Origin of the sequence: Streptomyces sp. NPDC049813, assembly GCF_044465085.1 — a bacterium.
Taxonomy (GTDB): Bacteria; Actinomycetota; Actinomycetes; order Streptomycetales; family Streptomycetaceae; genus Streptomyces.
On the sequence record NZ_JBITLI010000022.1, the window covers coordinates 1 to 24,009 of the forward strand.

Below are 24,009 nucleotides of genomic sequence, written 5' to 3' on the forward strand. Positions count from 1 at the left end.
AACAACGGCCCCATCACCGCCCAGGCAGCATCAGAAATCTCCCTATCCCTCACGACCGGACCAACGATCCGATGATCGGAAAGACACTCCCTAGGGATGGTGGGACCTGTTGGCGAGGCCGAGCAGCGTGAGACGCTCCGCGGCCGGGGTGCCGACGACGGGGGAGAACAGGGCGAGGATCTGGGTGCGGTCCTCGTCGATCATGGACTGGCAGTCCAGCTCCAGCAGGCCGACTTCCGGGTGCAGGATTCGTTTGCGGCGGTACCGCATCACAGCGACGTCATGCAGCTCCCACAGCGCGGAGAACTCGGTGCTCGCGAGGTGCAATTGCTCGACCAGGACACGGGCGGCCTCGTCGGCGCGGCGGACCATGGCGGCCCGCAGGTCGGCGACGAGTGCCCGGGACTCACCGGCGCGGTCCTCGGCCGGGGTCCCGCGGCGAGCCTCTGGGTCGGTGAACCAGCGGTAGATGACACTCGCCTCGGGACCACTGCGGCCGGTGAGGTCACCGAAGACGGCACGGGCGAGATGGTTCTGGGCCAGCGTGTCGCCCAGATCGGTCATCACCTGGGCGGGCACGTCGTGGAGCCGGTCGAGGACGGTCAGGAGGGTGGGGGCGACGTGCCGGTCGCCGCGGCGGCGGTCGGGGGCCGTCAGCCCGGTCAGCCGGTAGAGGTGATCACGTTCGTCCAGGCTCAGCCGCAGCGCACGGGTCAGCGCACGCAGCACCGACTCCGATGGGGTCGCCGTCGCCCGCTGCTGTTCGAGGCGGCTGTAGTAGTCCGTGGAGATGCCGGCCAGAGCGGCCACCTCCTCCCGGCGCAGCCCCGGAGTGCGCCGCCGCCCGCCCGCGGCCAGGCCGACGTCGGCGGGGCTGAGCGCCTCGCGCCGGACGCGAAGGAACTGGGCGATCTGCTGAGTGTCCACGACGAAAGTCTGCACGCCCAGCGGCGCGGTAGGCAGAGCGAGACTTACTCTGCCTACCGGCTGCCCGAACACCGACGCTGGGTCATACCTACTCACGTACGGAGAACCCACATGTCTGCCACCCGCACCTGGTTCATCACCGGCGCCTCCCGAGGGTTCGGCGCGCTCTGGACCGAGGCGGTGCTCGAGCGCGGCGACCAGGTCGCGGCCACCGCCCGCGACGCGGCGGTACTCAAGCCGCTCGCCGACCGCTTCGGCAGTCGGCTGCTGCCGCTGGCGCTCGACGTCACCGACCGGACCGCCGTCGACACCGCGGTCCACTCCGCCGAGCAGCAGCTCGGCGGCATCGACGTCCTGGTCAACAACGCCGGGCACATGCTCGTCGGGGCGGTCGAAGAGGTCAGCGCCGAACAGGCCCGGGCGCAGATGGACGTCAACTACTTCGGTTCCCTGTGGACCACCCGCGCCGTGCTGCCGGGGATGCGCGAGCGCCGCTCCGGGCGGATCCTGCAGGTCTCCTCGTTCGGCGGGCTGGTCGCCTACCCGGCGCTGGGCATCTACCAGGCCTCGAAGTGGGCACTGGAAGCGATGAGCCAGTCCCTGGCCGCAGAGGTCGGGGCCTACGGCATCCACGTCACGTTGATCGAGCCCATCATGTTCCCCACCGGCCTGGCCGAAGGCTCCCCGCGGTCTCAGCCGGACCCGGCCTACGACCACGCCCGGCAGGCCCTGTACACGGGGGCCAGCGAGAGCGGGTTCGTCCCGGGCGATCCAGCCGCGACCTCGGCAGCCCTGCTGGCCGTGGCCGACGCCCCGAACCCACCCCCGCGGGTGCTGTTCGGCACAGGCGGCCTCGACGCGCTCCGCACGGAGTACGCCGGCCGGCTCGCAGGCCTTGAGGAGTGGGACCACATCTCTCGCCTCGCTCAGGGCAACCCGGTGCGCAAGTGACCGGTCACCACCTGCCCGCAGTGCCTCGCCAGCCGCACCGAACGGCACGATGGCGCAAACAGGAAACATGGTGGCGCATACCGGGAAGGGGGCAACTCATGATTGCGCGCGGGGCAGTTGTCGTCATCAGTCTCAGGCCGGCGGCCTTTGCCGCGCCCTTCCACAGCCTCCTCACCCGACCGACCGTGGAGGTCGACGGCAAGGAGTATGAGGGCGGCTGGGGCACCAGGGAGGTGTGGGTCGCCCAAGGGCGGCATCGGCTGCGGGTGTACTTCCGCTACCGAGGTCAGCGTTCCGCTCGGTTCGGTGAGGCCGGTGTCGAGTTCACCGTCGCCCCCACCGACCAGAGGATCGACATGGCCGCACGACTCGGACCGACGAACGGGAGCACCTTCCGTATCACCGGACCGTCACCCGGCTGAACCGTCGTATCGCCCGCCGCGGCGGATGCCACCGCACCAGTACGGCAGCCCCGGCCGTGGGACGGACCTGGGTCTCCGCGCTGCGCAGCCGAGCCCGGGGACGCCAGGTCACAGAGTGAACGCGGCACCGGCCATCATCAGGGCCAGGGCGAGGACGACGAGCAGAAGGGCGACGGCGAGGAGGCGGCCACGCTGACGGTTGACCCGCCGCAAGGCCTTGATCGTCTCGATGTGCGTCAGGTCTGCCTCGGCCGGGTCGAAGCGGGCCGCGGGTGCCAGGAGCCGCAGGAGACCGTCGGCGTCGGCGTGCGGCAGTCGCACCGGAAGATTGACGAGTACTCCCAGGACAGCGGCGAGTACCAGCAAGGCTAGGGACGTGAGGAGCGCCGCCTGGGCACTGTGGGGGAGCGTGAGGGAGTCACTGCTCGCGGCCAGTGCGAGAAAGCCGGTGGCGATACTGATGAGCGTGCCCGCGGCGGAGATGACGGCCATGCCCCGAGTCTCGAAGGAAGCCTTCTTGGCCCGCTCCTCGGCCAGTTGACCGGCGATGAAGGTGGCGAGAGGCGCACGGTGCGCGTCGTCGTTCATGACGTGGCTTCCGCCAATCCTCGGGGCAGCGAGTTCGTGTCGCGGCAGTGGCCTCTCCGGAACCACTGAGCGCCGTGCCGCGCAAGCGGGGTGTTGATGGCGGTGGTGGCTTTCAGCTCCACCCTTCTAGCCGGCCTACGCTCCCGGGTGCCTGGCGGGCCAGCACCGTCGGTGTCCAGAGCAGGCCCCGCGGGGTGAGCAGGTCGGGCTGCGGCAGGGGAGTCAGACCGAGTTCGCCGGCGGCGTCGACGACCGCCTGGCCGAGCCTCAACTCCGGGCCGAGTGCGTCGAGTCGGGCCTTGGCCCGGCCGATCCGCAGTTCAGTGTCCTCTGCGTCGGCCAGGGCCTGCGCCAGTCGCCGCGGTGCCGCGTCGCTCTCCGGCCGGCCGCTGTTCAGCCCCGCCAGCGTCCGGCGCAGCCGTCGCGGCAATCTGCCCGGCAGCCGTGCCGCGTGCAGGGCGCGCAGGAGCGCACGCGCCGACGCCCACTCGTCGTCCGTGAGGGGTTCGTCGCGGTGCAGCCGCTCAGCCATCCAGCAGCACAGGCCGGCCGCTTCGGACCCCACACGCCCGGAGAGGTCGTGGAGATCGTCGATGAGGCGCCGCTTGTGTGCGTCCCAGTCCTGCCGCGCGTGATCGGCGGACACGCGCAGCTGTCCCAGCCGGTTGCGGGCCCGGCAGCGGTCATCGAGCGCGGCCACCCGCGCCGCCTCCGCCTCGTCGATCCGGGGAACGGCCCGCTCGATCCGCCCCATGACCCGCTTCAACAGGTCATACACGCTCAGACCGTCGTGCAGGGCGACGACGAACGTGCGCCGCTGCTCCAGATCGACGATGACAGCGCACGGCACGAGGGAACTCGGGACGCCGAAGAACCGCTGCATGTCGGAGACGGTGCGGGTGAGCGCTCGCTGGTGCTGCTCCAGACCGTGCGGCCGGTGGTCCGAGGCCTGAGCCACCAACCGGGCCCGCTCCGCCGCCGCCGGAGGTTCCTGTACTCCCTGCGGCACTGATCCGAACGGCAGCTCCTGGCCCATGCGCACCGCACCGGCCGAGGCGCGGGTCGACAGATACAGCCGGCTGCTTGCACCCCCGGCCTCCTCCAGACCGCGTACCCAGATGGTCTCGGGACCGTAGAAGGAGTGGGGGTGCTCGACCGAGACCGTCAGTTTTTCGGGCGAGGGAGAGAAGACCGCCACGTAGCGGCCGGTCAGGTCATCGATGTCGCTCCAGTGCTCGAAGAACCCGCGTTGCAGATTCGGGGCATCGGCGGAACGGCTCAACAGAAAGACCAGCCCGGCGAAACCACCCCCGCTCAAGGTCCTGAACGGCAGGCAGAGAAAACTCCCGACGGACCTGTCGACCTCGGCAGAGTACATGCGAGCCCCCAACTCCAGCTGCAGTTACCGCAGAAGACTAGAGGAGGGGCCTCGTTAGCGCCGACGGTTGATGGCAGGCACCATCACCCGCCGCCGGAGACCTGAAGCCGTCGCGGCCGCAGGTGGATGTCGATCCTTCCGGTGCATCCGGCGCACCCGTCGATGTTCTCGATGTCGTCGCGCTGACGGTCCGCGGAGGAGGCAGTTCACCCCTTCATCGTGCTGGGCATGCGGTGGGCGCGGTGTCGGGGCAGGCTCGTGGCGTGTGGAGCGGTGGCCGTCTCCACCGGAACGCGGTGGGTCTTCGCCGGGTTCCGATCCGGGCCAGTGCATCTGAAAGGACCGCATCTCATGCGCAGCATCGCCAAGTACGCCGTCGTCGGCGCCCTCGTCACTCCGATGGTCATGGCCGGCGCCGGTCTCGCCGCGGCCGAACCGGGCCCCGGCTACGGCAAGTCCGACAACTCGGCGACCGTCTACGGCGGTTCGACGTCGAAGACGCTCAGCGGTTTCAAGGACGGCAAGGCCTACTTCGTGAAGGCGTCGAAGACGGCCACCGCCACCGGCGCGACCGGCAACGCCACCGGGTCGCACTCCTGACCGCTCCCTGACTCGTCCCTGGCCGTCCCGCAGTTGTTCCCTGCCGCCTGACCGGTCACCGACGGCTGCTGTGCCCCCGGAGTCCAGAGTCTGATGCCTCCGGGGGCACAACTGGCCCAAGCGGCCCCCAAAAGCCTTCAGCCCCTGACCGGGGCGTGTGTGAAGGGGAAGCGGGCACGCGAGGAGAGGATGAGGGAGGCGCGTATGCCGCAGCTACCAGATCATGAGGCACCCGCATGGAGCAGGCCGGGAGCCCCCTGGGTGCCTTGGGTGTGCGGCCCGCTGTTCCTCCTGAGCCTCGGCTTCCTGATCATGAGGATTCACCATGGTGACGGGGCAGGCGCAGTCCTCCTCTCCGGTTGCACCCCCTTCGTGTTCGCATGCGTTCTGATCTCCAATCGGACACAGCGGACCCGACGTAAGCCCCGCGAGTAACCAGTCGTCCAGCCGGTGCCGCGAAGCGAAAGCCCGGACAGTCGACTCATCTATGTATCGATGCTGCCAACCGCATTAGCGCCCGGGTGCCCTCGGGACTCGCCCGGCCTCGATGCTGCACTCGCCGCTCAGGCTTTCGCCGCGCTGGCGGAGGCCGGACGCAGCGCCGTCGCAGCAGGCCGCTCGCCAGACCATGACGGACGTCGGCCAGTTGGGTTCTCGGAGGCAGGCGACCACCGGACGCAGCCGACCGCGAACCCGAGTTGCTCCCGACCTTGACTTTGACCTCGGGGGAGCCCCCAGCATCAGTGGGGCCGGGCAACGGGCCCGGCATGAGGAGGAACGAGAGCATGGGGTTGCTGACCATCGGGGCGTTCGCGAAGGCGTCCCGGCTGTCGCCGAAGGCACTGCGTCTGTACGACGAGCTCGGCCTGCTGTCCCCCGCCCGCGTCGACCCGGTCTCCAGTTACCGCCTCTACGCACCGGAGCAACTGGACCAGGCCAGACTGGTCGCCTGGCTCCGCAGGCTGGGGATGCCACTGGCCCGTATCGAGCACATCCTCACGCTGAGTACGGTCGCGGCAGCCCGTGAGGTCCGCGTGTACTGGGCCCAGGTCGAGGCCGACACCGCTGCGCGGCGGGACCTGGCCACCTTCCTCATCGACCACCTGTCCTGGAAGGACTCCGCGATGTCTCCGACCGCCATACCTCTGGAAATCCGTTACGCCGCTCTGTCCGACACGGGCCTCGTGCGCGAGAACAATCAGGACACCGTCCACGCCGGCGCCCGCCTGCTTGCCGTGGCCGACGGCTTCGGCCCGCAAGGAGCCCCTGCCAGCGCGGCCGCTGTCAATGCGCTCAAGCGACTCGAAACCGACCACGTACCGGCGGGTGGCCTCCTCGACGTCCTCGCAGAGGCGATAGAACAGGCCGAGCAGGCCGTCCACGGGCTCGCCGGAACCGGCCCTTCGTCCGAGGAAGTCGGCACTACACTCACCGCGATGTTCTGGACCGGATCACAGCTCGCCCTTGTCCATGTCGGCGATTCTCGTGTCTACCTCCTGCGCGCCGGACAACTGTTCCAAATCACCCAGGACCACACCATGGTCCAGTCGATGGTCGACGAAGGGCGCCTCAGCCCAGAAGAAGCCGCCTCCCACCCCCAGCGGTCCTTGCTGGTACGCGCTCTGGGTAGCGGGGCCGACACGACACACGACATGCGCCTTCACGACGCCCAGCGGGACGACCGATACCTGCTCTGCTCCGACGGCCTGTCGAGCGTCGTGCCGGCCCAGAACATCCGCCGCGTGCTCGCGGAGATCGGCGAGCCTGAGCAGGCCGTCCGCGAACTCATCGCTCTCGCCAACGGCGCCGGCGGCCCCGACAACGTCAGCTGCGTGATTGCCGACGTCACAGAACCTCGGCAGGAGCCGTGAAGGCATGTGACCTAGTCGAACACAAGCCCCTGGACGCGAACGAGATCGATCCATGCGGCTCCCTACAGCCAAGGCGCCCTTCTGTACTGCGCCTGCGCCGTGAACTCCATCCCTTGCGGCGGGTAGATGACCCCATACACGCGGGCGAACCGGTTCGCGGGACCGCTGCCGGAGGCCCCGCCATGGCGCTCCAGGAAGAAGGCGCGGGCCATGGACTTCATCTGGCCGCCGTCCACATACACAATCCACCGGTTCGAGGCGGCGTCAAAGCGTGCCGTCTCGACCGCTGAGGCCAGACCAAGAGAAGGCTCTTCCGTCAGTTGTCCGCCCAAGGCCACGAACCGCTTCAGGATGTCCAGGTCACCGCGGCGCAGGGCGACCTTCTGCAGCCCGGGCTCGGGCGGTTCATGAACCGGTACGACAGCGCACTGCCGCGCGTACGCCAGCACGTCCCTGCCGTCGGCGGTCACCTGCACCGCCCAGCGCACGGGCCGGCCGGCCCGCGCGGAGAGTTCCGCGCGGTCCTCGGTGGAGGCCTCGCGCAGCAGCCCGTGCTTGACCAGCGGGCCCGCGGAACGTGCGTCCAGGCCCACCGCCACCGTGACCCAGCCGCCCTGGCCGCCCTGGGAATCCTCGACCCGCTGGAGCAGCGGTATGTTCACGCTCGGATAACCCACCCCGGACCTCCCCCTCGCGCCTGGGCCTGACGCTAACGCGCCGCCAGGCCGCGCGGGCAGGATTCCGTCCAGCGTGGCCCGAACGAGGTGCCGGGTGTACAGGGCATGATGTGCGTAACAGTGCAATACCTGGCATATGTGGGCATAGCGAAACATCTGTCGCCCACGCTGAGGAGGGCCCGCCCATGGAACTGACGCAGGTGACCGACGCCGACTTCGATGAGGTCGTCCTTAAGAGCGACAAGCCTGTCGTCGTCGACTTCTGGGCCACCTGGTGCGGCCCGTGCCGGCAGCTCAAGCCGGTCTTGGAGCAGATCGCCGCTGAACACAGCGAGATCGCGGTGGTGAAGCTGGACGTCGACGCGAACCAGGAGACCGCCGCCGCGTACAACGTCGTCTCGATCCCGACCGTGAACGTCTACAAGGGCGGCGAGATGGTCAAGTCCATCACCGGCGCCAGGCCGAAGGCCGCCCTCGAAAGGGAGCTCGCTGAGTACCTGGCGTGAGGCCCCTCCGGGCGGCGTAGAGGAGACAGAAGACGGTGGCGTAGCGCCCACCAAGCTTGTCGTATCCCTCCGGGAGCCCCTGCCGGAGGCCCGACCGTTCTGGCAGGTGCCGTCGCGGCTCAGGCGCCCGCAAGAGCAGGCCGCCGCCCACGCACCCGCAAGAGCAGGCCGCGGCCCACGCGCTCAACAACGACGCTCAAGGAATCTGCATCAGGAGGACTGAGGGCTCTCCAGGCCTTCCGGCACCTGCGTTAAGGTGATGAGCGCCCAGGTTGGCCACACGATCAGGCGGGAGGGGGGGGCAGGCCGGTGCACGACGACGTATGCCGGACGTACGGCGGCGGAGCCGCGGAAGACCGTCATGTGGCGGTGGAGTACTCCACCGACGCCGAGTGGGCCGCTCACCTCGTGCCCTTCGTCCGCGCGGGTTTCGACCGGGGCGAGCAGGTCCAGTACTTCGCGGACGCCACCGAACCCGGTCGCGTGGTGCGTACGCTCGCCGACGCGGGCCTGGACGTCGACTCCGCGGTCCGCCGCGGACAGCTCGTGGTGACGACCGCGGACGAGACCTACCTGAGCGGGAGCCGCTTCGACCCGGACGCCATGATCGGCCTGTGGGGCCGGGCGGTCGAGGACGCCCATGCTCAGGGGTACGGCAACCTCCGCGTGATCGGCGAGATGTCCTGGGGCACCCGGCAGATAACCGGCGCGGAGCGCCTGCTGGAGTACGAGCTGCGGATCCACCACGAGGTCTTCGAGCCGTTGCCCCTGACGGCCTGGTGCTTCTACGACCGCCGCCTGCTGGCACCCGAAGCCCTCGACGTGCTGACGGACGCCCACCTGACGCGCGCGGGCGCCGCACCCCGCCCCCACGCCCGCCCCGAACTCGCGGTCACGCCGCTCGCCGGCCGCCCCGGCTTCCGGCTGTCCGGATCGGCAGGTTACGAGAGTCGCCGGGTGACCGCCGCGGCGTCAGCGGCTCTCGCGGCCTCGCCGGCGCAGGACCTGACGCTGGACCTTTCCTCCCTCGACCACCTCGACGTCGCCGCACTGACCGACATCGCCCACGCCGCACGGCGGCGCCCCTTCGGGACACCGCTGCGCGTCGTCGGCGCGCCGCCCGCGCTCCACCGCATGCTGGACCTCTTCCCCGAGCTGGGGACCGACCTGCAGAAGGTCGGCCGCCAGTGACGACCTACACACCGACATCGACGGCGGGCGAGATCGATTCGCCCTTCCACCACCCCGCCCTTTTCTACACAGCGGAGCAGGACTACCTGCAAGGCGCAGGCGAGTTCATACGGGTCGAGGCGACGGGCGGACGCCCTGTCCTGGTCGCTGTTCCCGGTCCACGACTGCAGCTGCTCCAGGAAGCCGTCGGTGCCGAGAGCGAGAACGTCACCTTCATCGACATGCGGCAGGCCGGACGCAACCCCGGGCGCATCCTGTCGCTGCTCCAGGACTTCGCCGACCGGCACCCCCAAGATCGGCCGTCCATCGTGGGCGAGCCGATCTGGGTCGGGCGTACCGCGGCGGAAGCACGGGAAGCGACCCGCCACGAGGCGCTGATGAACCTGGCGTTCGACGGCCGCCCTGTCTCGATCCTGTGCCTCTACGACACGGCGCTGCCCGAGCGGGTGCTGGCGGAGGCCTACCGCACGCACCCGGTCCTCGCAGGCTCGGACGGCTACCGGCCCAGCTCTCGCTACGAGGATCCGCAAACGGTGTGCGGCGACTGCGACCAGCCCCTGGAGGAGCCGTCTGATCCGCTCGTCCTGCCCTTCACGGAACAGGATCTCGCCGCTGTCCGCGACGCCGCGGGGCACTGGGCACAGACGGCCGGCCTGTCCCCGCGTCGCCGTACCGACTGGCTGCTGGCCGTCAACGAAGCGACCGGCAACTCGGTGCGACACGGCGGAGGACAGGGCGTTCTGCGGCTGTGGCGCACGGCGGACACGCTGATCGCCGAGGTGAAGGACCGCGGAAGGCTCACGGACGCGCTTGTCGGCCGGCGCCGTCCCGATCCGCTCTCCGCGTCCGGTGGCCGTGGCGTATGGATGATGCACCAGCTGTGCGACCTCGTCGAGATGCGCACCCCGCCGTCGGGCCTGATCGTACGGATGCACCTGGCTCTGGACTGAGCGGTGCGCCACGACGGACCGGTCGTCCCTGGCGCATCCTGGTCCGGAGGCGTACCACCCGCGCACGCTCGTCAGGCGAAGTGCATCAGCACCATACGCCCGGGTGGTTTGCCCGGAACTCTCACCCGTCTGCCCGGGCCCGGGCCATAGCCTCACGCCTGCGGTCGGTCGACCGCACCCGAGCGAGAGGAAGACGAGGATGCGTCCATCGTTCATGGCTCGATCAGCGGCTGTCGCGTCGACGGCCGTCGTGCTGGCCGGCGTGCTGAGCGCGGGATCGGCCGCGGGATCGGCACAGGCACACCCACGGTCCGCCGCCGACGTCCTGCATCTCGGAGGGCTGATCACCTACTCGGTCGAGTTCTCCAATCCGCAGGAGAACGACGACAACAAGCTCCCCGAACCCTACGGGCGCATCCTGGTCCAGGACGACTCTCACCACACGACCTTGTGGGAACGCCCGGACCGCGGCCTGCAAACCCCCACCCTGCCGCGCTACCCGTGGGTCGGGGCTGCCCTGCGGTACGTCGGACACCCTCTCGACGAGGTGTGCGCCTACGTAGGGGAGGACGACACCGGTTACAACGTCGACGACGTCCTCGCCGACGGCTGCGTGCCCTTCCACGGCCCCGATGCCTATACGATTCCGGGCCCCCACGGCGACGTCACTGTCACTGTCCACCACATCCTCTGACGCTGGGTGTGTGGGTGTGTCCCGCACATGTTGGGGGGCAGGGCACACCTCCCGGGGGCAGGGCATACCCATACGACGCACGACTCAGGTGGGGAGTCGCTGCACGAGCCGTTCGGCTTCCGATCTTGCGAAGGGGGCGCTCGCTGACTCCGAGGCGCGCCGACGCTTGCACGACGGATGCGTGCTGAGGCAGCCTCACTCTCATGGTCTCGGTGGTGCAGAACGTGGCGATCGATTGTGCGGATGCCTATGAACTGGCGCGGTTCTGGAGCGCGGTGACGGGCTGCCCACTGCATCCGGACGACAGGGCGGGCGATCCCGAGATCGACGTGATGCTGCCGCTCGGGCCGCTGCTGCACTTCAATCAGGTACCGGAACCGAAGACGGCCAAGAACCGGATCCACCTGTGCCTGCGTCCGGAGACCTCGCGCGAGGAGGAGGTCCAGCGGTTGCTGGGTCTTGGCGCTGTCCTGGTCGCGGATCACCGAAACGCCGACGGCACGGGCTGGGCCGTCCTGGGCGACCCCGAAGGCAACGAGTTCTGTGTCCTGCGCAGCGCCTCCGACCGAGAGCTGGCATCCGGCTGAGCCGGACGAGGGCCATGCTCATGAGTCCGTTCCAGGGGCGGAGAGGCATCCCAGGTCCGCATTCCATGTTGTTCGTATCTGCCCAGCTCAGAGGGGCTTTCGGCGTTCCAGTGTCCCAAGTTGCCTCGGATTGGTCGCTGCGCCGGCGAGGTGCCCGGCATGCTCGGGTCGTCCCTACACACGACATGTGTCGAGGGCGTCAACTCACCCCAGCATCGGCATCTCAGGGAGCCTCTTCATGTCTCGAACCATCACCGACACGCGCCGTCGCACAGCAGGCGTGGCCGTCGCCGCCTTACTGTCCCTGGGACTTCTGACTGCGTGCGGCTCCGAGGGGTCGGACACCGCCGCACCGAGTCCCAGTTCGACCGGGAGGGCCAAGACGGCGCCTGCCGGCTCGCCCGATGCCGGCGCGAAGGGCTCCTCGAAGCCGTCGCAGGCCGAAGGCGGCGTGCTGAAGCTCCAGGAGGGGGATTCGCTGGCATCGACACAGTTCCGGTTGAGCGTCGACGGCGGGACGGAGTCCCTCACCGAGGTGTCCGGACTGACGATGGACCAACCGACCCAGCAGTCGCCTTCCGACGGCCACCGACTCGTCCCCGGAGAGCAACCGCAGTCGGGCACGGTGATCGTGATCCGTGGCTCCGAGCAGTCCCAGCAGTTCACCGACCTGATCGACGGCAATACCCAGCCCGCGACGGCGTCCCTCGACCAGTTGGACTATGCGGGCAACACGACGAAACAGTTCACCCTGCAAGAGCCCAGGGTGGTCAAGGTCGAGACCGGCGCCGCGGAGAGCGTCACGATCCACTTCACGAGCCTGACGGTCAGCAACTGATCCGTCGGAACGATTCGGACTGGCGGTGCGCCCAGGTCCGTACGACCTCGGACAGCGCGGGGCGCCGCCCCTGCCGCCAGTTCCCGAGCAGCACCGCGCGAGCCGGAGCCACCGCGACGAACACGCCGGCCGCAGCGGCCACCGCGACCACGCCGGCTCCCGCACACGCACCGCCGACGCCCACACCGCCACCGACGGCACCCGCGCCTACGCCCCGGTCGGCCCCCGAGCCGTCCGGCCGGCAGGCGACAAGGAGATCAGCGAGGTGCCGCGAGAACGTCCCGCAGCACGTTCTCGAGCGTGACGCGACCCAGCTCGTCTCTCAGGGTCTTCTCGACACCCTCGTAAATGCACTGCATCGCCGGCTGAATGCCGTGACCCACCACGCATCCCTGGTCAGGCGTGGTGCGGTGCATGGCGAACAGAGGGCCGGGTTCCACCGCGTCGTACACGTCGAGCAAGGTCATCGACTCCAGGTCGCGTGCGAGTGACCAGCCCGCGCCCACGCCCCTCCGGGACTCCACGAGCCCGGCCCTGCGCAGATCGCCCAGCAACCGCCTGATCACCACAGGGTTGGTGTTCGCGCTGCTCGCGATCTGCTCGGAGGTGGCGACCTCATGACCTTGGCGCTGGTAGAGGCCGATCCATGCCAGCGCGTGGGCGGCGATGGTCAGCCTGCTGTTGGCGCTCATGAACATGCTCCTCTCGGCCGCAACACCTCATGTTACGACGGCACTGTCGTAACAAGAAAGGTTGCAACCGGCTGTCGTAACAATTAATGTTTCGACAGCTGGAAGAGATCGAGCAACGAGGTGGGAAGAATGAGCAAGCCACTCGTGGGCAAGGTGGCCCTGGTCACCGGGGGGTCGCGCGGACTGGGAGCCGCGACCGTGCGACTGCTGGCCGAGCAGGGCGCCGACGTCGCGTTCACCTATGTCAGTTCCGAGGAGCAGGCGCAGGCCGTCGTCGACGAGGTGCACCGCAAGGGAGCCGAGGCCGTCCCCTTCCGGTCCGATCAGGCGGACACCAATCAGGCATCACCGCTGATCGACGACGTCGTCGCGCGCTTCGGCGCCCTGGACATCCTCGTCAACAACGCAGCGATCTCCGTGGCAGGCACGGTGGACGATCCGGACGCCGACATCGCCGCACTGGACCGGATGCACGCCACGAACTACCTCGGCGTGATCGCCGTCATCCGGGCCGCCTCCCGCGTGCTGCGCACGGGCGGCCGCATCATCACGGTGAGCTCCGGACTGGGCTCCCGGGTCGGTGCCCCGGGCCTAGCCGATTACGCGGCCACCAAATCCGGGATCGAGCGATACACCCTGGGCGTCGCACGCGACCTCGGACCGCGGAACATCACGGCCAACGTCGTGGAGGCCGGACTGATGGAGGGCGGCATGCAACCGCCGGACCAGGAGACCCTCAAGGCCCTGGTCAGCTCGCTGTCCCTGCAGCGCATGGGGCACCCCGACGAGATCGCCGCGGCGATCGCCTTTCTGGCGAGCCCCGCCGCGTCGTACGTGACGGGCGCGGTGCTGGACGCTCACGGCGGCTACAACGCCTGACCCGGCCCGAGCCGCGCGCCCCGGAGGACCTCGTGCGTTCGGGGCGCGCGCACCGGCGACCGTCTCGCCGTAACTCCGCCGCGGGCCGATCTGTCGTGCGTCGTTCCGCACCAGGAACCCCGGCGACGCGCCGTCGCGCGTAGGCGACCTCCGGCCGACACGGGTAGAAGCGCCGCTCGGGGAGGCCGGGAAAATGGATCGTCGAGGTGGGTTGTGCCGCCTACCGTTCGACCATGCAGATCGTCGTGACACTGGACTGTGGTGACACCGAAGCGCAAGCCGCCTTCTGGCTCGCCGCCCTTGCCCCGCTGAACTACCGGCGCGGCTTCGACGGACCTCCGTACGTGAGCCTGGTGGGGCCTGCTCCCGCACCGACCCTTCTCCTGCAGCACGTTCCGGAACCGAAACAGGGCAAGAACCGCATGCATCTCGATCTCGACTTCGGCACCGCGGATCTGGCGTCTGAGGTCTCTCGCCTCGAACGGCTCGGCGCTACGCGGCTCTCCGAAGCTCGCACCGAGCACGGTTTCCGCTGGATCGTGGTCGCGGACCCCGAGGGCAATGAGTTCTGTGTATTCACTCCACCGAACAGCACGAACACCGGACTGTCGTCTTGAGGGCAGGCGGGGCGGATGGGGTTCCACCGTGGCTGGGGATCTACGGGCAGGACCCCCCCCACGTCGCTGCCCGAGTTCACACAAGCGTTGGCTTCTGTTGTGCAGTTACGCCGCTCCAGACATCCAGACTCCAAGCGTGCACCGCGGGCCCGCTGCGCGTCGCCTGGTGGCACCGCCGCTCCGGCCGATCGCCGCCGCTGGCTAAGAAGGCCTAGTGTGGCCAGTCCTGACGGGAAGTCACCTCGCTGGCGATGCGGTGCCACCGTGCCGCTCCGCCGGGGAGAGGCCAGGCCCAGGTCAGCTGTTCCGCGGTGTGCAGGTCGTGAAGGCGACGGACGAGCTGTGGGCCGGCCGTGGCGGCGCCGTCCGGGACCGCGGGGCCGTGGACGGCGCCGAGGCCGGCGAATCGCGCCAATTCGTGGTCGTAAGACCCCGCGGCCTCACTGATGCGCGTGGCCAGGTCGTCGCCCGGCACCGTGCGGTGCAACTGCAGCAGCGGAGGCTCGACGGACTCGGCGACCGCCGCCGCGAGCCGCGCGTGACCGTCCAGGATCAGGTGGCAGTCCAGGCCGCTGACCCACCACAGCGACACGGGCGGCAGCGTTCCTTTCTCTGCGAAAACTGGAGAGTCGCTGTGCGCCGCCGACCACGCCGGCAGGGCCCCGGAAGGCTCGGGGCCGGCCATGAGACGAAAGCGGACGCGTCCGTGGCGAGAGGGGCACCGCGGGGGTGGCCGGACCTCGGGTGTGACTGAGCGGGAGACAGGGACGGGGATGCGGACCGGGGAGACGGGAGGCGGAACGGGCACCGTCGAGCCCGGCACCGACAAGGCCGGGCGAGTAGGGGGCGGATACGTCTCCCCGGGCTCCTCTCCGGCCCCCGGCGGCCAGGGATGAGCCCTTGCGCCAGGCGCTTCCCCGGCTGGGGGAGCGCCCGGCGTCCGCGGCTGCTCGCTGCCCGTTGCGGACGGCTTCCAGGACCCGGCATCGCAGCCCTCGGCCGAGGACGGCGGTTGGGCACCGCGTTCCGCCGACCCGCTCCGCCGACCCCGCAAGCACGCCCCGCGCACAGCACGAGACGATCCCAGCCGCGGCATTCAGTCGGCGTCTCATCCGACCCGCCACTTTTCTCACCCTTGAGGACGTGGTCGAAGACGCGGCGCAGGGCTGGTGCGGACCGGCGGTGGGTCTAGCGGATGGTGACCTGGACGGTGTTGGAGACGGCGCCGCCGCCGACGATGCGGATCTTGTTGAGGCCCTTCAGGCCGAGCTTCACACGCAGGTTGTAGGTGTGGCTGCGGGTGGTGTTCATGTGGATGGGCAGGCTCACCCACTTCTTCTTCTGCATCTGCTGCAGGGTGACGCGGGTCCCCGCCGGAAGACGGGTGGAGGAGCCGTAGACGCGGAACTGCTGCCAGGCCCCGATGGACTTCACGGTGGCCTTGGCCGACAGGGTGGGCCGCGGCGCCGACTGCTCTACGGCGGCAGCGGCAGCCGTTGGGGCGGCGGAGGGGCTGGCGACGGCGGGGGCCGCGGCCAGGGGAGCGGCGGACAGCAGCAGACCGGCGCCTACCGAGGCGATGCGGATGCAGACAGGATGCATGAGGAGCCTTCCGTGACGAAAACACTGAAACAGGCGCACTGTATGACAAGAGGTGTGCCCAGATGTGTCGACGCGTCCACGGTGTGCCGTCGATTCGCGTGTTCGGACGGATGCAGGAAGCGGCTCGGGGATCGAACGGCCCTGCGGTTGCGGTGGGTGCAGGTTGACCTGCACGTTTCCAGGGCCGGCCGGTCGGCCAGTCCGTCCAGCCCGTGGCCGATCACCGGCACCCCCGACGCCGGTGTGCGGCCGCCGCGGGCCATGAGCGTCATGCCCGGACCCGTGACGGCGACGCACGGCCAGCACCAGCGCAAAGCGTCGTCCGGACGCGCGCCTTCATGAGATGGCATCGCGCTCTGGGCGGTGTGACTTCGGCGGCGGCACGGCGGGTAGGACTCATGGCTTCTTGCAATGGTGAGGGCAGCACGCGTCACACAACTCGCCCTTAAAACAGGGTCGTTCGTGACGGCGCAGCACCAGCCGGCGGCACCACCTTTCGGCAGACCTTGCGCGGCGCGCTCATGTCGGAGTGTCCGGTTCCGTACCGATGCCCCTCCTCGCTGGTGGTTTGCCCATGAATAGCGGTAGTTACGGACCGATGCCGATCTTGTGATTGTATGAGCGCCGTAAAGAACAAAAACGCCCATGCGGCGCTCTTCGGGGCGTCATGGGGCGGTACATCGGAAAGCAGCACGAATGAAGAGCACTTGGCGTGCCTGGCCTCTGGGCGCCGCCGGCGTGGCCGCGTTGACCGCCGGGGCGGTGTTTGTCTCCACCCCCCACGTCGCCACGGCCATGGAGAAGCCCGACGTGGCGGAGCGAGAAATCGACACTGTCGCCGAGGAGTTGAAGCGAGCGGCAACGGAACTGGCTGCCCACCCCATAGACGAGGCCGAGACGGTGGAGGCGGCCCTGGAGGCCGCCAAGGTGCAGGAGCGCCGGGTGGAGGTCCTGCAGATGCGGACCGAAACCGACACCGTGTACGCGAACCCCGACGGCACGCTGACGACCGTCGTGGCCGCCGGCCCCGTCCGTATGGTCCGCGACGGCACCTGGGTCGACGTCGATCTCGGCCTGAAGCGCTCCAACGGCGGCCACGTCGAGGCCGCGGCGCACCCCGAGCACCTGCAGCTGGCAGGCAAGGAGGGCAGCCTCCCCACGTCGCTGGCGGCCGTGGCACAGGCCGACCCGGCGCGAGCGAACGATCTCGTGTCCATCGGTCAGGGTCAGGACAAGCTCACTCTTCAGTGGAAGGGAGGTCTGCCGTCCCCTCAGCTGGACGGGAACCGGGCCACCTACGAACACGCCGTCCCCGAGGGCGATTTGATCGTGGAGGCCACCCGTACCGGATTCGAGCAGTACCTGCGCCTGAACAAAGCCCCGCGGAACGGCGCACCGATGGTCGTCCCGATGACCGTCCCCGACGGCACCAAGGCTCAGCAGAACGCCGACGGCTCGGTCACCTTCACCGACTCCTCCGGAGAGAAGACAGCGGTCATGCCCGCCCCGTCGATGTGGGACAGCCGGCGCGACCCCCGCTCCTTGGAGCGCACCAACAGCCGCCGGGTCGACCTGCGGCTGCACCAGGACGGCAGCACCGTCACTCTCACCCTGACCCCGGACGCCGCCTGGCTGAGGGACCCCGAGACGCAGTACCCGGTGACCATCGACCCGGCCGCGGACGCACTGGACGTCCTGTTCGACACCTTCGTCCAAGGTGGCGACACCACCGACCAGTCCGCGAGCACGGACCTCAAGCTCGGCTGGCCGGGCGACTACCAAGGCAGTACCAAACGCACCGCGCGGTCCTTCCTCACCTTCCGGACCTCGCCCTTCGCGGACGCGTTGGTGACCAAAGCGAATCTGAAGCTGTGGAACTACCACTCATGGTCCGCTGAGGCGCGAGCCTGGGAGGTCTGGGCCGCCGGTCCCGCGGACAAGAACACCCGCTGGACCAAGCAGCCGGCCCTGAATGAGAAGATCGCCACCTCCACCGAGACCAAACCCGCGACCAGTCCCGGATGGGTGAACGCGGACGTCACCAAGCTCGCTCAGACCTGGGCATCAGCGAAGGCCGAAACCGGATCGCTCGCCCTCCGGGCCGCCGACGAAGCCGACACCTACGGCTGGAAACGTTTCTACTCCGCCAACTCCACCGATCAGGACAAGATCCCCACCCTGGAGGTGACCCACAACTACCGGCCCGGCGCCGGGAGCAACCTCCAGGCCGGCACCCCGTTCATCTCCAGCGGCGGCATATACAAGGTGAACTCCACCACCCCCACGCTGCGCGCCTCGATGAACGACAGCAACGCCGACGACACGGTCCAGGGCACCTTCCAGATCACCGACGACGCCACCGGCCAGGTGGTCGCCACCGTCAACTCCGACACGGTGCCCTCCAACACGACCGCGTCCATCAAGGTGCCCGCCGGCAAGCTCGCCTCCGGCAAGACCTACAGCTTCCGCACCACCGCCTTCGACGGCACCCACTACGCCACCGGCTGGTCGCCGTCGGTGAAGTTCTACGTCGACACCGCGTGGAGACCCACGACCGCGGAGAACGCGCTGGGCCTGGCGAACCTGTATTCCGAGGCCGCGGATGTCACAGCGGCCACCTCCTCGGACGACACCTACGCCTCCATCGCCGCCACCGAGGAGAACACCGTGAGGGTGCCGTGGGACGGCCAGAGCAAGCCCGTGGACATCCAGAACGAGCAGATGCCCACCAAGCTCAGCATCCCCGGGGCCACGGCCAGGGGCACGCCGGTGGGCGGCAATGTGGTGTACGCGTCCAACGGCCCCGTCGACACCGTGGTCCAGCCGACCGTCGACGGCGGTTCGCGCACCCTGAACATCATCAAGAGCAGCTCCGCGCCCCACGACTACGAGACCGGCTACACCCTCCCGGCCGGGATGAAGGCCGTCGTCCATGACGAGGACGGATCCGTCTCGCTGTACTCCCCGGGCGACGAAGACACCTCCAAGACGCCCACCAACGAGCCGGCCGGCTTCTTCGAAGCCCCCTGGGCCAAGGACGCGGGCGGCAAGGACGTACCCACGAGCTACAAGGTGGTGGGCAACAAGCTGGTGCAGCACGTCGAGTTCGGGAGCAACAGCGCCTACCCCCTCGTCATCGACCCCTCCTGGTGGTCCACCACCAAAAAGATCTTCAACTGCGCGGTGCGCGGCGTCGCCCCGATCGTCCTCTCCTTCGCTCCGGCGGGATCGACGTACCGGGTGATCACCGCGGTCCGCCTGGCCAAGAAGATCGGTTTCAAGAAGGTCGCCAAGCTGATCTACAACTACTCCAAGCGCCGCAAGATGAAGCTCTCGCTCCGCAAGATGGTCGGGACGCTCATCGGCATCGACGGCATCAAGCGCCACTGCAGGTTCTGACCCCCGGAGACCACGTTGCTCGACATCATCGCAACAGCCGTCCTGCTGGCAGAGCTGGGCGTCCTGATCCGCTACCGCTTGGTACGACGCCGCCAGGAACGGCCGTCCGCCTGGCCCTCCCCGGCGGACTACCGATACGGTCACGCCGCCGCGGCCCTGGCAGCGGCGGCCACCGGATGGGCACTTGCCGGGAAGGACGCAAGCTGGGGTTCGGTCGTGGGCGCCCTGTTCACCGGCGTCATCGTTCCGGCGGCGGCCGCCCTGGCCGCCACCAGGCTGTGGAGTTCACCCACGGCATGGGCGATCTGCCTCGCAGGCGGCTTCACCAGCGGCATGGCCCTGTCGTGACCTGACGAGGACGTCCGACCCGGTCACCCCGGGTCCGCGGTGAGGTCAGCGCGGGTACGGGCCGGCTCTCACGGGGATACGCCGGGGCCGGGTTTGGCCGTCCCCTCTTGTGGGTCATGTACGGGCCATGACTGAGCAGAACACACCTGACTGGGATGCTTCCCAGCTACTTGTCGCGGAGTACACCAAGCTCCGCGAGGAGATCATCAAGCTGACGGACCTCCAGTACCAACTGGTGTCCCTCACAGTGATCGCGTTCGGCACGGTGCTTTCGATCGGCTTCCAGACCCAGCAGGCACCCATCGTCCTTGTGCACCCGCTGGTCTCCCTCATCCTGGGGCTCACTTGGCTCCACCACACCTTCCGCATCCACCGGATAGCCGCCTACATCAGAACGGAGGTCGAGCAGAAGGTCGGCCTGCGGACCCTGGGCTGGGAACATTTCGTGCAGCGCACGCCCTTGCGGCCGGGGCGTGCCTCGTACTGGTCCCTGCGGGCGGTCTTCCCGGCCAGCTCGGTCCTGGCCCTCGCGTCCGCCGGCACCCTGGCGACCGCCGAGCCCGAGACGCTCGTGCTGTTCATCCTGTCCGGCCTGGCGACGGTCGTCACGGCGGTGGTCTTCTTCGCCTGGCAGGAGCCGGCGCCGGAGGCACGCCGCAGGAGGGTGGCGTCCCCCGGCGCGGACGGGTGAGCACCGATGCAGCGGTGCGCTCGCTGACGTCAGTGTCGCGGCGGCGCACGGTGTGGCCCCTTCGGCCGCAGCGGGGAGTGGTCCCACGTCGTGGAGGCCGAGCGGTCGACGCGTTGGTGGCACTGCCGAGCATCCCGGATGCCCAGGTGCGTGCGGGGGCGGTTCAGCCGGTGACCTGGTGGACGAGGTGGTCGACGACATCGTTCAGGCGATGGCGCCGGCGGTAGGCGGCGCGTTGACGGTCGGCTCCGTTGCCTTCCCGGGTCAGGCGATGGCGCGCCGCGTCGGCGAGGGCGAGGTCCTGAGTGGCGAGGGCGGGCAGGGCCGTCTCCCACAGCCGCACGAGTGCCTGGGTGGTGGGACGGAGGCGGCCGGATCGCAGGTCGACGCTCTGCCCGCGTACGCCGTCGCAGGCGGCGCGCCAGTATCCGGCCCGCGGCATCTCCGGCTCCGGGCGCGGCGCGGCCTGCCCCTGCCGTACCGCTGTCAGGGCCGCGAGAGCCAGGCCCTTGACGGCGGCGGCCAGCAGCAGTGTGTCGTCGGGGCGGGACGCTGCGTCGACGACCCGGACTTCCAGCGTCGGCACGTGGTGGGAGGGCCGGATGTCCCAGTGGACGCCCGAGCGGCCCAGGAGCGTCTCGCAGGTGATGAGCCGGCCGACCAGGTCCTCGAAGTGGGCCGCGGACTCGAAGTAGGGCGGCGGCCCGGCCACCTGCCAGCGTGTCCAGGCCAAGCTGGCCAGCTGTCGTAGCCGGTGTCCTGTCCGTGCCAGTACGGCGAGTTGCCGCCGAGGGCGAGGAGTTCGGGCAGCCAGGGCCGCAGGTGATTGCTGACGGCGAGCGCGGTGTCCAGGTCGGGCATCTCCACGTGGATGTGGCAGGCGCACACCGTCTGTTCATGGTCCAGCGCGCGGAAGGTGGCCAGGCTCTGCGCGTACCGCCCGCCCGCCGACAGGGGCGGGGGAGTGTGCTGGCCCAGGACGGGTGTCCCGCTGGAGATGAGCCGAACGCCCAGCCGGGACGCGGCCCGTGCGGCGACGTGTCGCAGGTGCCGCAGGTCCTCGCCGAGGGCGGCCAGGGTGGCGTGGGGGTGGGTACGGACCTCGACCTGATAGCCAATCAGGTCGGTACCGACCCGCGCCCCGAGGTCCGCCGCCGCCTCGGCGACGACCTTGTCCGCACGCGTGCTGAGCTGCCGCGACACCGGGTCCACGACGAGGTACTCCTCCTCCACCCCGACCAGTACGCCGGGCGGTCCTGCGCCACGGCGGCGGGAGGCGGCCCCGCGCGGCAGTCAGACGCGGCACGAATGAAGTCGTTCTGGCCACGCCGAACCTCCGCGTGACGACCCCCGCCCCGGGTCGCGAACGAGGTTGTTCAGCCCGGATCACTCATCCGCTGCGGGCCGTCGGGCCGCGGTGGGAGTCTCGGCGAACCGCTTCTTGTACGCCTTGACGAAATGGCTGCTGTCGGCGAAGTGCCAGCGGGCGGCGATCTCGGACACGGTGAGGTGCGTCGAGAGGAGATCGGCCCTGGCTCGTTCGAGCCGGCGTTCGCGCACATGGCCCATGACCGACGACGTGCCCGCGCGACCGAACGCGCGGTAGAGGGTGCGGACGGAGACGTTGAGGGCCGCCGCGATCCCTGTGGGGTCGAGGTCGGGTTCGGCGAGCAGCCGGGCCTCTATGTGGTCCGTCGCCGCCCTGAGGAGCGCGGGTGCGAACTCCGCGTCGTCCATGACCTGGTCGTTCATCAGTCCTCTGAACAACTCCAGGGTCGCGTTGCGGGCCGCCCTCGCCGCGGCGGAGCCGAGCCCGTCCCCCAGTTCGGCCCAGAGTCGGAGGTGGGCGAGCAGAAGGGCCGCGGCGGGGGAGGCCTGTTCCGCGATGACCGCCCGCGTGTTCGCCGGGAAGCGGATCTCGCTCGCGGGCAGGACCAGGGTGACGGCCCGGGTGCCCCGGTCGATCTCGAAGTCCCAGAGCCCCTCGTTCCTTCGTACGCACACCGTCCCGGCCGCCGCCGTGGCCCGCTGGCCCTTCGTGGCGAAGCGCCACTCACCGCTGAGCGTCACGCTCGTCACGATCCGGTCCTCGAGGTGCCCGCCCGGGCCTCCGGTGTCCCCTGCGAGCGCGTCGCTGTACTGGTCCTCCAGGAAGAGGTCGAGCAGGTCCTGCTTCCAGATGCGGGCGCGGTACGTCCCTTCGCCGTGCCGTGGCAGCTGCATGGGCGGTGCCGGGACCGACTCGCCCCCCTGACGCTGCCACTCCCTGAGCAGGACACGGTTCCGGTTCTCGTTCGCGTACGGCACGGTGACGTCGATCAGCGGAGTGGAGGGGTTTCCGATCCGCCAGGGAGCCACGCTGACTTCGGTCCTCATCCGGATCAAGCTACTCCGGCACCTGGCCACCGCCCGGGCCGGGTTCACCGTGCGGGCCCCGGGTGGCAGGGAAGTACCACGCACGAGGCCGACCGGTACAAGGGACCGGCGTCCGGAGCCGGCCATCATGATCGGACGCTGATCCGCCTCCGGGGGAGGCGGCGCGGGGCGACGGACATGACGATCGGCCGGTGCGTCGGCCCGTCGGGCCGGTCGGTGTGCCACGACTCGTGGTTCGAGGAACCGCCGCTGACACTGCTCGCCCCTGACGCGATCGCCACATCGATCCGCAACGAGTTCGTGGCTGTGCGGTACGTCACGGCGACGGAAGAACCCATCGACGGTCCGAACGCCCTGTTGACCCGCGCCACGACGGGACGGCCCCGCGCGCGGGGCCGGCGCAGGCAGGCGCGGCGGCGGGTATGACGAGGAAAGGTGCACACACATGGGTGGCAAGGGCGTCATCGACGCGACCGGAACGGGGCGAGGCGGCCCGGGAGAGCCGTCGGTTCCCGCGCCGGACAGGCCGGACGGGCCGGACGGGCCGGACAGGATCGAAGGAGGTGTCTCGGGGGAGCGGCTGGTGCTGTTCACCGACGCGGTGACCGCGATCTCCATCACGCTGCTGATCCTGCCGCTGGTGGACCTCGTCCCCGAGGTCGCGTCCGCCCACGAGGGCGCCAGTGAGGTGATCACCGGTCATCTCGACCAGATCTGGAGCTTCCTGCTCAGCTTCGCGGTCATCGCGAACATCTGGCAGGAGCACCACCGGACCTTCTCGACGGTCAGTACGGCCACCCGCTCCCTGACGGCGTGGAACATGGGCTGGCTGCTGTCGGTCGTCGTGCTCCCACTCCCGACGGAGATGATCGGCGCCTTCGGCAGCGACCGGTTCGTGGCGGCGTTCTACTACGCGGTGCTCCTGGTCGGCATGGTGTGCAGGCTCGCCATGTTGCAGCTCCTGAAGAGCAAGCCGGGGATGATCGAGGGCGATGGCGAAGAGACCCGCCGGAGGATCGCGCACCTGTACACCGACGGTTTCGGCAATGTCATCGCCATAGTCGTCGCGTTCGCCCTCGCGCTCGCCGTACCGGCGCTGCAGTACTACAGCCTTCTGCTGCTGCTCCTGCCGGGACGGACCCGCTTCACGGGCCGGCGCCGCGCGCGCTGACCACGGGGGACGCCGGCGCTCCGGATCGCGCCGAGGCATGGCGCCGCACCTTGA

At 69.5% G+C, this 24,009-nt stretch carries 26 protein-coding genes and 1 pseudogene; 17 read left to right on the forward strand and 10 right to left on the reverse strand.

The window, feature by feature from the left end; translation table 11 throughout:
• Positions 1-90: 90 nt before the first annotated feature.
• On the reverse strand, positions 91-927 hold the full coding sequence (locus tag ACIBW6_RS32355) for a helix-turn-helix domain-containing protein (RefSeq protein WP_399065993.1): 837 nt from the start codon (positions 925-927) through the stop codon (positions 91-93).
• 111 nt (positions 928-1,038) lie between these two features.
• Between ACIBW6_RS32355 and ACIBW6_RS32360 the strand changes: the two genes are divergently transcribed.
• Positions 1,039-1,878, forward strand: a complete 840-nt coding sequence (locus ACIBW6_RS32360; protein ID WP_399065995.1) for an SDR family NAD(P)-dependent oxidoreductase — start codon at positions 1,039-1,041, stop codon at positions 1,876-1,878.
• Positions 1,879-1,976: 98 nt separating this feature from the next.
• Entirely contained in the window at positions 1,977-2,300 is a 324-nt protein-coding gene (locus tag ACIBW6_RS32365; protein WP_399065997.1) for a hypothetical protein, read from the forward strand.
• A gap of 108 nt (positions 2,301-2,408) precedes the next feature.
• On the opposite strand, the gene ACIBW6_RS32370 is transcribed toward ACIBW6_RS32365, so the two are convergent.
• Both ACIBW6_RS32370 and ACIBW6_RS32375 read right to left on the reverse strand, forming a co-directional pair.
• Positions 2,409-2,888, reverse strand: coding sequence for a hypothetical protein (locus ACIBW6_RS32370; protein WP_399065999.1), 480 nt, complete (start codon positions 2,886-2,888; stop codon positions 2,409-2,411).
• 112 nt (positions 2,889-3,000) lie between these two features.
• On the reverse strand, positions 3,001-4,170 hold the full coding sequence (locus ACIBW6_RS32375) for a hypothetical protein (protein WP_399066000.1): 1,170 nt from the start codon (positions 4,168-4,170) through the stop codon (positions 3,001-3,003).
• A gap of 447 nt (positions 4,171-4,617) precedes the next feature.
• Between ACIBW6_RS32375 and ACIBW6_RS32380 the strand changes: the two genes are divergently transcribed.
• Both ACIBW6_RS32380 and ACIBW6_RS32385 read left to right on the forward strand, forming a co-directional pair.
• Positions 4,618-4,866: a hypothetical protein gene (locus ACIBW6_RS32380; RefSeq protein ID WP_399066002.1), complete on the forward strand. Its 249-nt coding sequence runs from the start codon at positions 4,618-4,620 to the stop codon at positions 4,864-4,866.
• Between the two features lie 785 nt (positions 4,867-5,651).
• Positions 5,652-6,737, forward strand: coding sequence for a MerR family transcriptional regulator (locus ACIBW6_RS32385; RefSeq protein ID WP_399066004.1), 1,086 nt, complete (start codon positions 5,652-5,654; stop codon positions 6,735-6,737).
• Between the two features lie 62 nt (positions 6,738-6,799).
• On the opposite strand, the gene ACIBW6_RS32390 is transcribed toward ACIBW6_RS32385, so the two are convergent.
• On the reverse strand, positions 6,800-7,399 hold the full coding sequence (locus tag ACIBW6_RS32390; RefSeq protein ID WP_399066006.1) for a DUF6417 family protein: 600 nt from the start codon (positions 7,397-7,399) through the stop codon (positions 6,800-6,802).
• Between the two features lie 200 nt (positions 7,400-7,599).
• Here ACIBW6_RS32390 and trxA point away from each other — a divergent pair, with 200 nt between their 5' ends.
• The 6 genes from trxA (at position 7,600) to ACIBW6_RS32420 (ending at position 12,180) form a co-directional block, all read left to right on the forward strand.
• Positions 7,600-7,920: a thioredoxin gene (gene trxA, locus ACIBW6_RS32395; protein WP_399066008.1), complete on the forward strand. Its 321-nt coding sequence runs from the start codon at positions 7,600-7,602 to the stop codon at positions 7,918-7,920.
• Positions 7,921-8,229: 309 nt separating this feature from the next.
• Positions 8,230-9,111: an MEDS domain-containing protein gene (locus ACIBW6_RS32400; protein WP_399066010.1), complete on the forward strand. Its 882-nt coding sequence runs from the start codon at positions 8,230-8,232 to the stop codon at positions 9,109-9,111.
• The gene (locus ACIBW6_RS32405) at positions 9,108-10,061 is read left to right on the forward strand and encodes an anti-sigma factor RsbA family regulatory protein (protein WP_399066012.1); all 954 of its coding nucleotides are present in this window, start codon (positions 9,108-9,110) and stop codon (positions 10,059-10,061) included. Before ACIBW6_RS32400 ends, ACIBW6_RS32405 begins: the two co-directional genes overlap by 4 nt.
• A gap of 214 nt (positions 10,062-10,275) precedes the next feature.
• A complete protein-coding gene (locus ACIBW6_RS32410; protein WP_399066015.1) occupies positions 10,276-10,755 on the forward strand; it encodes a hypothetical protein in 480 nt (159 codons plus the stop codon).
• A 203-nt stretch (positions 10,756-10,958) separates the two neighbouring features.
• Complete coding sequence (locus ACIBW6_RS32415; RefSeq protein WP_399066017.1) at positions 10,959-11,342, forward strand: VOC family protein; 384 nt, start codon at positions 10,959-10,961, stop codon at positions 11,340-11,342.
• A 238-nt stretch (positions 11,343-11,580) separates the two neighbouring features.
• Complete coding sequence (locus ACIBW6_RS32420) at positions 11,581-12,180, forward strand: hypothetical protein (protein WP_399066019.1); 600 nt, start codon at positions 11,581-11,583, stop codon at positions 12,178-12,180.
• Positions 12,181-12,437: 257 nt separating this feature from the next.
• Here ACIBW6_RS32420 and ACIBW6_RS32425 read toward each other — a convergent pair whose 3' ends face one another.
• Entirely contained in the window at positions 12,438-12,872 is a 435-nt protein-coding gene (locus tag ACIBW6_RS32425; RefSeq protein ID WP_399066021.1) for an Rrf2 family transcriptional regulator, read from the reverse strand.
• A gap of 129 nt (positions 12,873-13,001) precedes the next feature.
• Between ACIBW6_RS32425 and ACIBW6_RS32430 the strand changes: the two genes are divergently transcribed.
• Positions 13,002-13,751, forward strand: coding sequence for an SDR family NAD(P)-dependent oxidoreductase (locus ACIBW6_RS32430; protein ID WP_399066023.1), 750 nt, complete (start codon positions 13,002-13,004; stop codon positions 13,749-13,751).
• A gap of 233 nt (positions 13,752-13,984) precedes the next feature.
• The gene (locus ACIBW6_RS32435; RefSeq protein WP_399066025.1) at positions 13,985-14,368 is read left to right on the forward strand and encodes a VOC family protein; all 384 of its coding nucleotides are present in this window, start codon (positions 13,985-13,987) and stop codon (positions 14,366-14,368) included.
• A 211-nt stretch (positions 14,369-14,579) separates the two neighbouring features.
• Here the strand turns inward: ACIBW6_RS32435 and ACIBW6_RS32440 are convergent, their stop codons facing one another.
• Together ACIBW6_RS32440 and ACIBW6_RS32445 are read right to left on the reverse strand one after the other, a co-directional pair.
• On the reverse strand, positions 14,580-14,960 hold the full coding sequence (locus tag ACIBW6_RS32440) for a hypothetical protein (RefSeq protein WP_399066027.1): 381 nt from the start codon (positions 14,958-14,960) through the stop codon (positions 14,580-14,582).
• Between the two features lie 596 nt (positions 14,961-15,556).
• Entirely contained in the window at positions 15,557-15,970 is a 414-nt protein-coding gene (locus ACIBW6_RS32445) for a hypothetical protein (RefSeq protein WP_399066029.1), read from the reverse strand.
• Positions 15,971-16,780: 810 nt separating this feature from the next.
• Between ACIBW6_RS32445 and ACIBW6_RS32450 the strand changes: the two genes are divergently transcribed.
• The 3 genes from ACIBW6_RS32450 to ACIBW6_RS32460 all read left to right on the forward strand — a co-directional run bounded on the left by ACIBW6_RS32450 (position 16,781) and on the right by ACIBW6_RS32460 (position 20,408).
• Positions 16,781-19,369 carry a DNRLRE domain-containing protein gene (locus ACIBW6_RS32450; protein WP_399066031.1) on the forward strand — a complete coding sequence of 863 codons (2,589 nt, stop codon included), beginning with the start codon at positions 16,781-16,783 and terminating at the stop codon, positions 19,367-19,369.
• 15 nt (positions 19,370-19,384) lie between these two features.
• On the forward strand, positions 19,385-19,717 hold the full coding sequence (locus ACIBW6_RS32455) for a hypothetical protein (protein ID WP_399066033.1): 333 nt from the start codon (positions 19,385-19,387) through the stop codon (positions 19,715-19,717).
• A 127-nt stretch (positions 19,718-19,844) separates the two neighbouring features.
• Positions 19,845-20,408 carry a hypothetical protein gene (locus tag ACIBW6_RS32460; RefSeq protein WP_399066035.1) on the forward strand — a complete coding sequence of 188 codons (564 nt, stop codon included), beginning with the start codon at positions 19,845-19,847 and terminating at the stop codon, positions 20,406-20,408.
• Between the two features lie 163 nt (positions 20,409-20,571).
• Here the strand turns inward: ACIBW6_RS32460 and ACIBW6_RS32465 are convergent, their stop codons facing one another.
• The 3 genes and pseudogenes from ACIBW6_RS32465 to ACIBW6_RS32475 form a co-directional block, all read right to left on the reverse strand.
• Positions 20,572-21,141 carry a glutamate-cysteine ligase family protein gene (locus tag ACIBW6_RS32465; RefSeq protein WP_399066037.1) on the reverse strand — a complete coding sequence of 190 codons (570 nt, stop codon included), beginning with the start codon at positions 21,139-21,141 and terminating at the stop codon, positions 20,572-20,574.
• Between the two features lie 68 nt (positions 21,142-21,209).
• Positions 21,210-21,641 (reverse strand): annotated as a pseudogene (locus tag ACIBW6_RS32470) (glutamate-cysteine ligase family protein); the annotation flags it as partial.
• Between the two features lie 153 nt (positions 21,642-21,794).
• Positions 21,795-22,784 carry a helix-turn-helix transcriptional regulator gene (locus ACIBW6_RS32475; protein ID WP_399066039.1) on the reverse strand — a complete coding sequence of 330 codons (990 nt, stop codon included), beginning with the start codon at positions 22,782-22,784 and terminating at the stop codon, positions 21,795-21,797.
• Positions 22,785-22,961: 177 nt separating this feature from the next.
• Here ACIBW6_RS32475 and ACIBW6_RS32480 point away from each other — a divergent pair, with 177 nt between their 5' ends.
• Positions 22,962-23,210 carry a hypothetical protein gene (locus ACIBW6_RS32480; RefSeq protein ID WP_399066041.1) on the forward strand — a complete coding sequence of 83 codons (249 nt, stop codon included), beginning with the start codon at positions 22,962-22,964 and terminating at the stop codon, positions 23,208-23,210.
• Between the two features lie 19 nt (positions 23,211-23,229).
• Positions 23,230-23,955 carry a TMEM175 family protein gene (locus tag ACIBW6_RS32485; RefSeq protein ID WP_399066044.1) on the forward strand — a complete coding sequence of 242 codons (726 nt, stop codon included), beginning with the start codon at positions 23,230-23,232 and terminating at the stop codon, positions 23,953-23,955.
• Positions 23,956-24,009 lie beyond the last annotated feature (54 nt).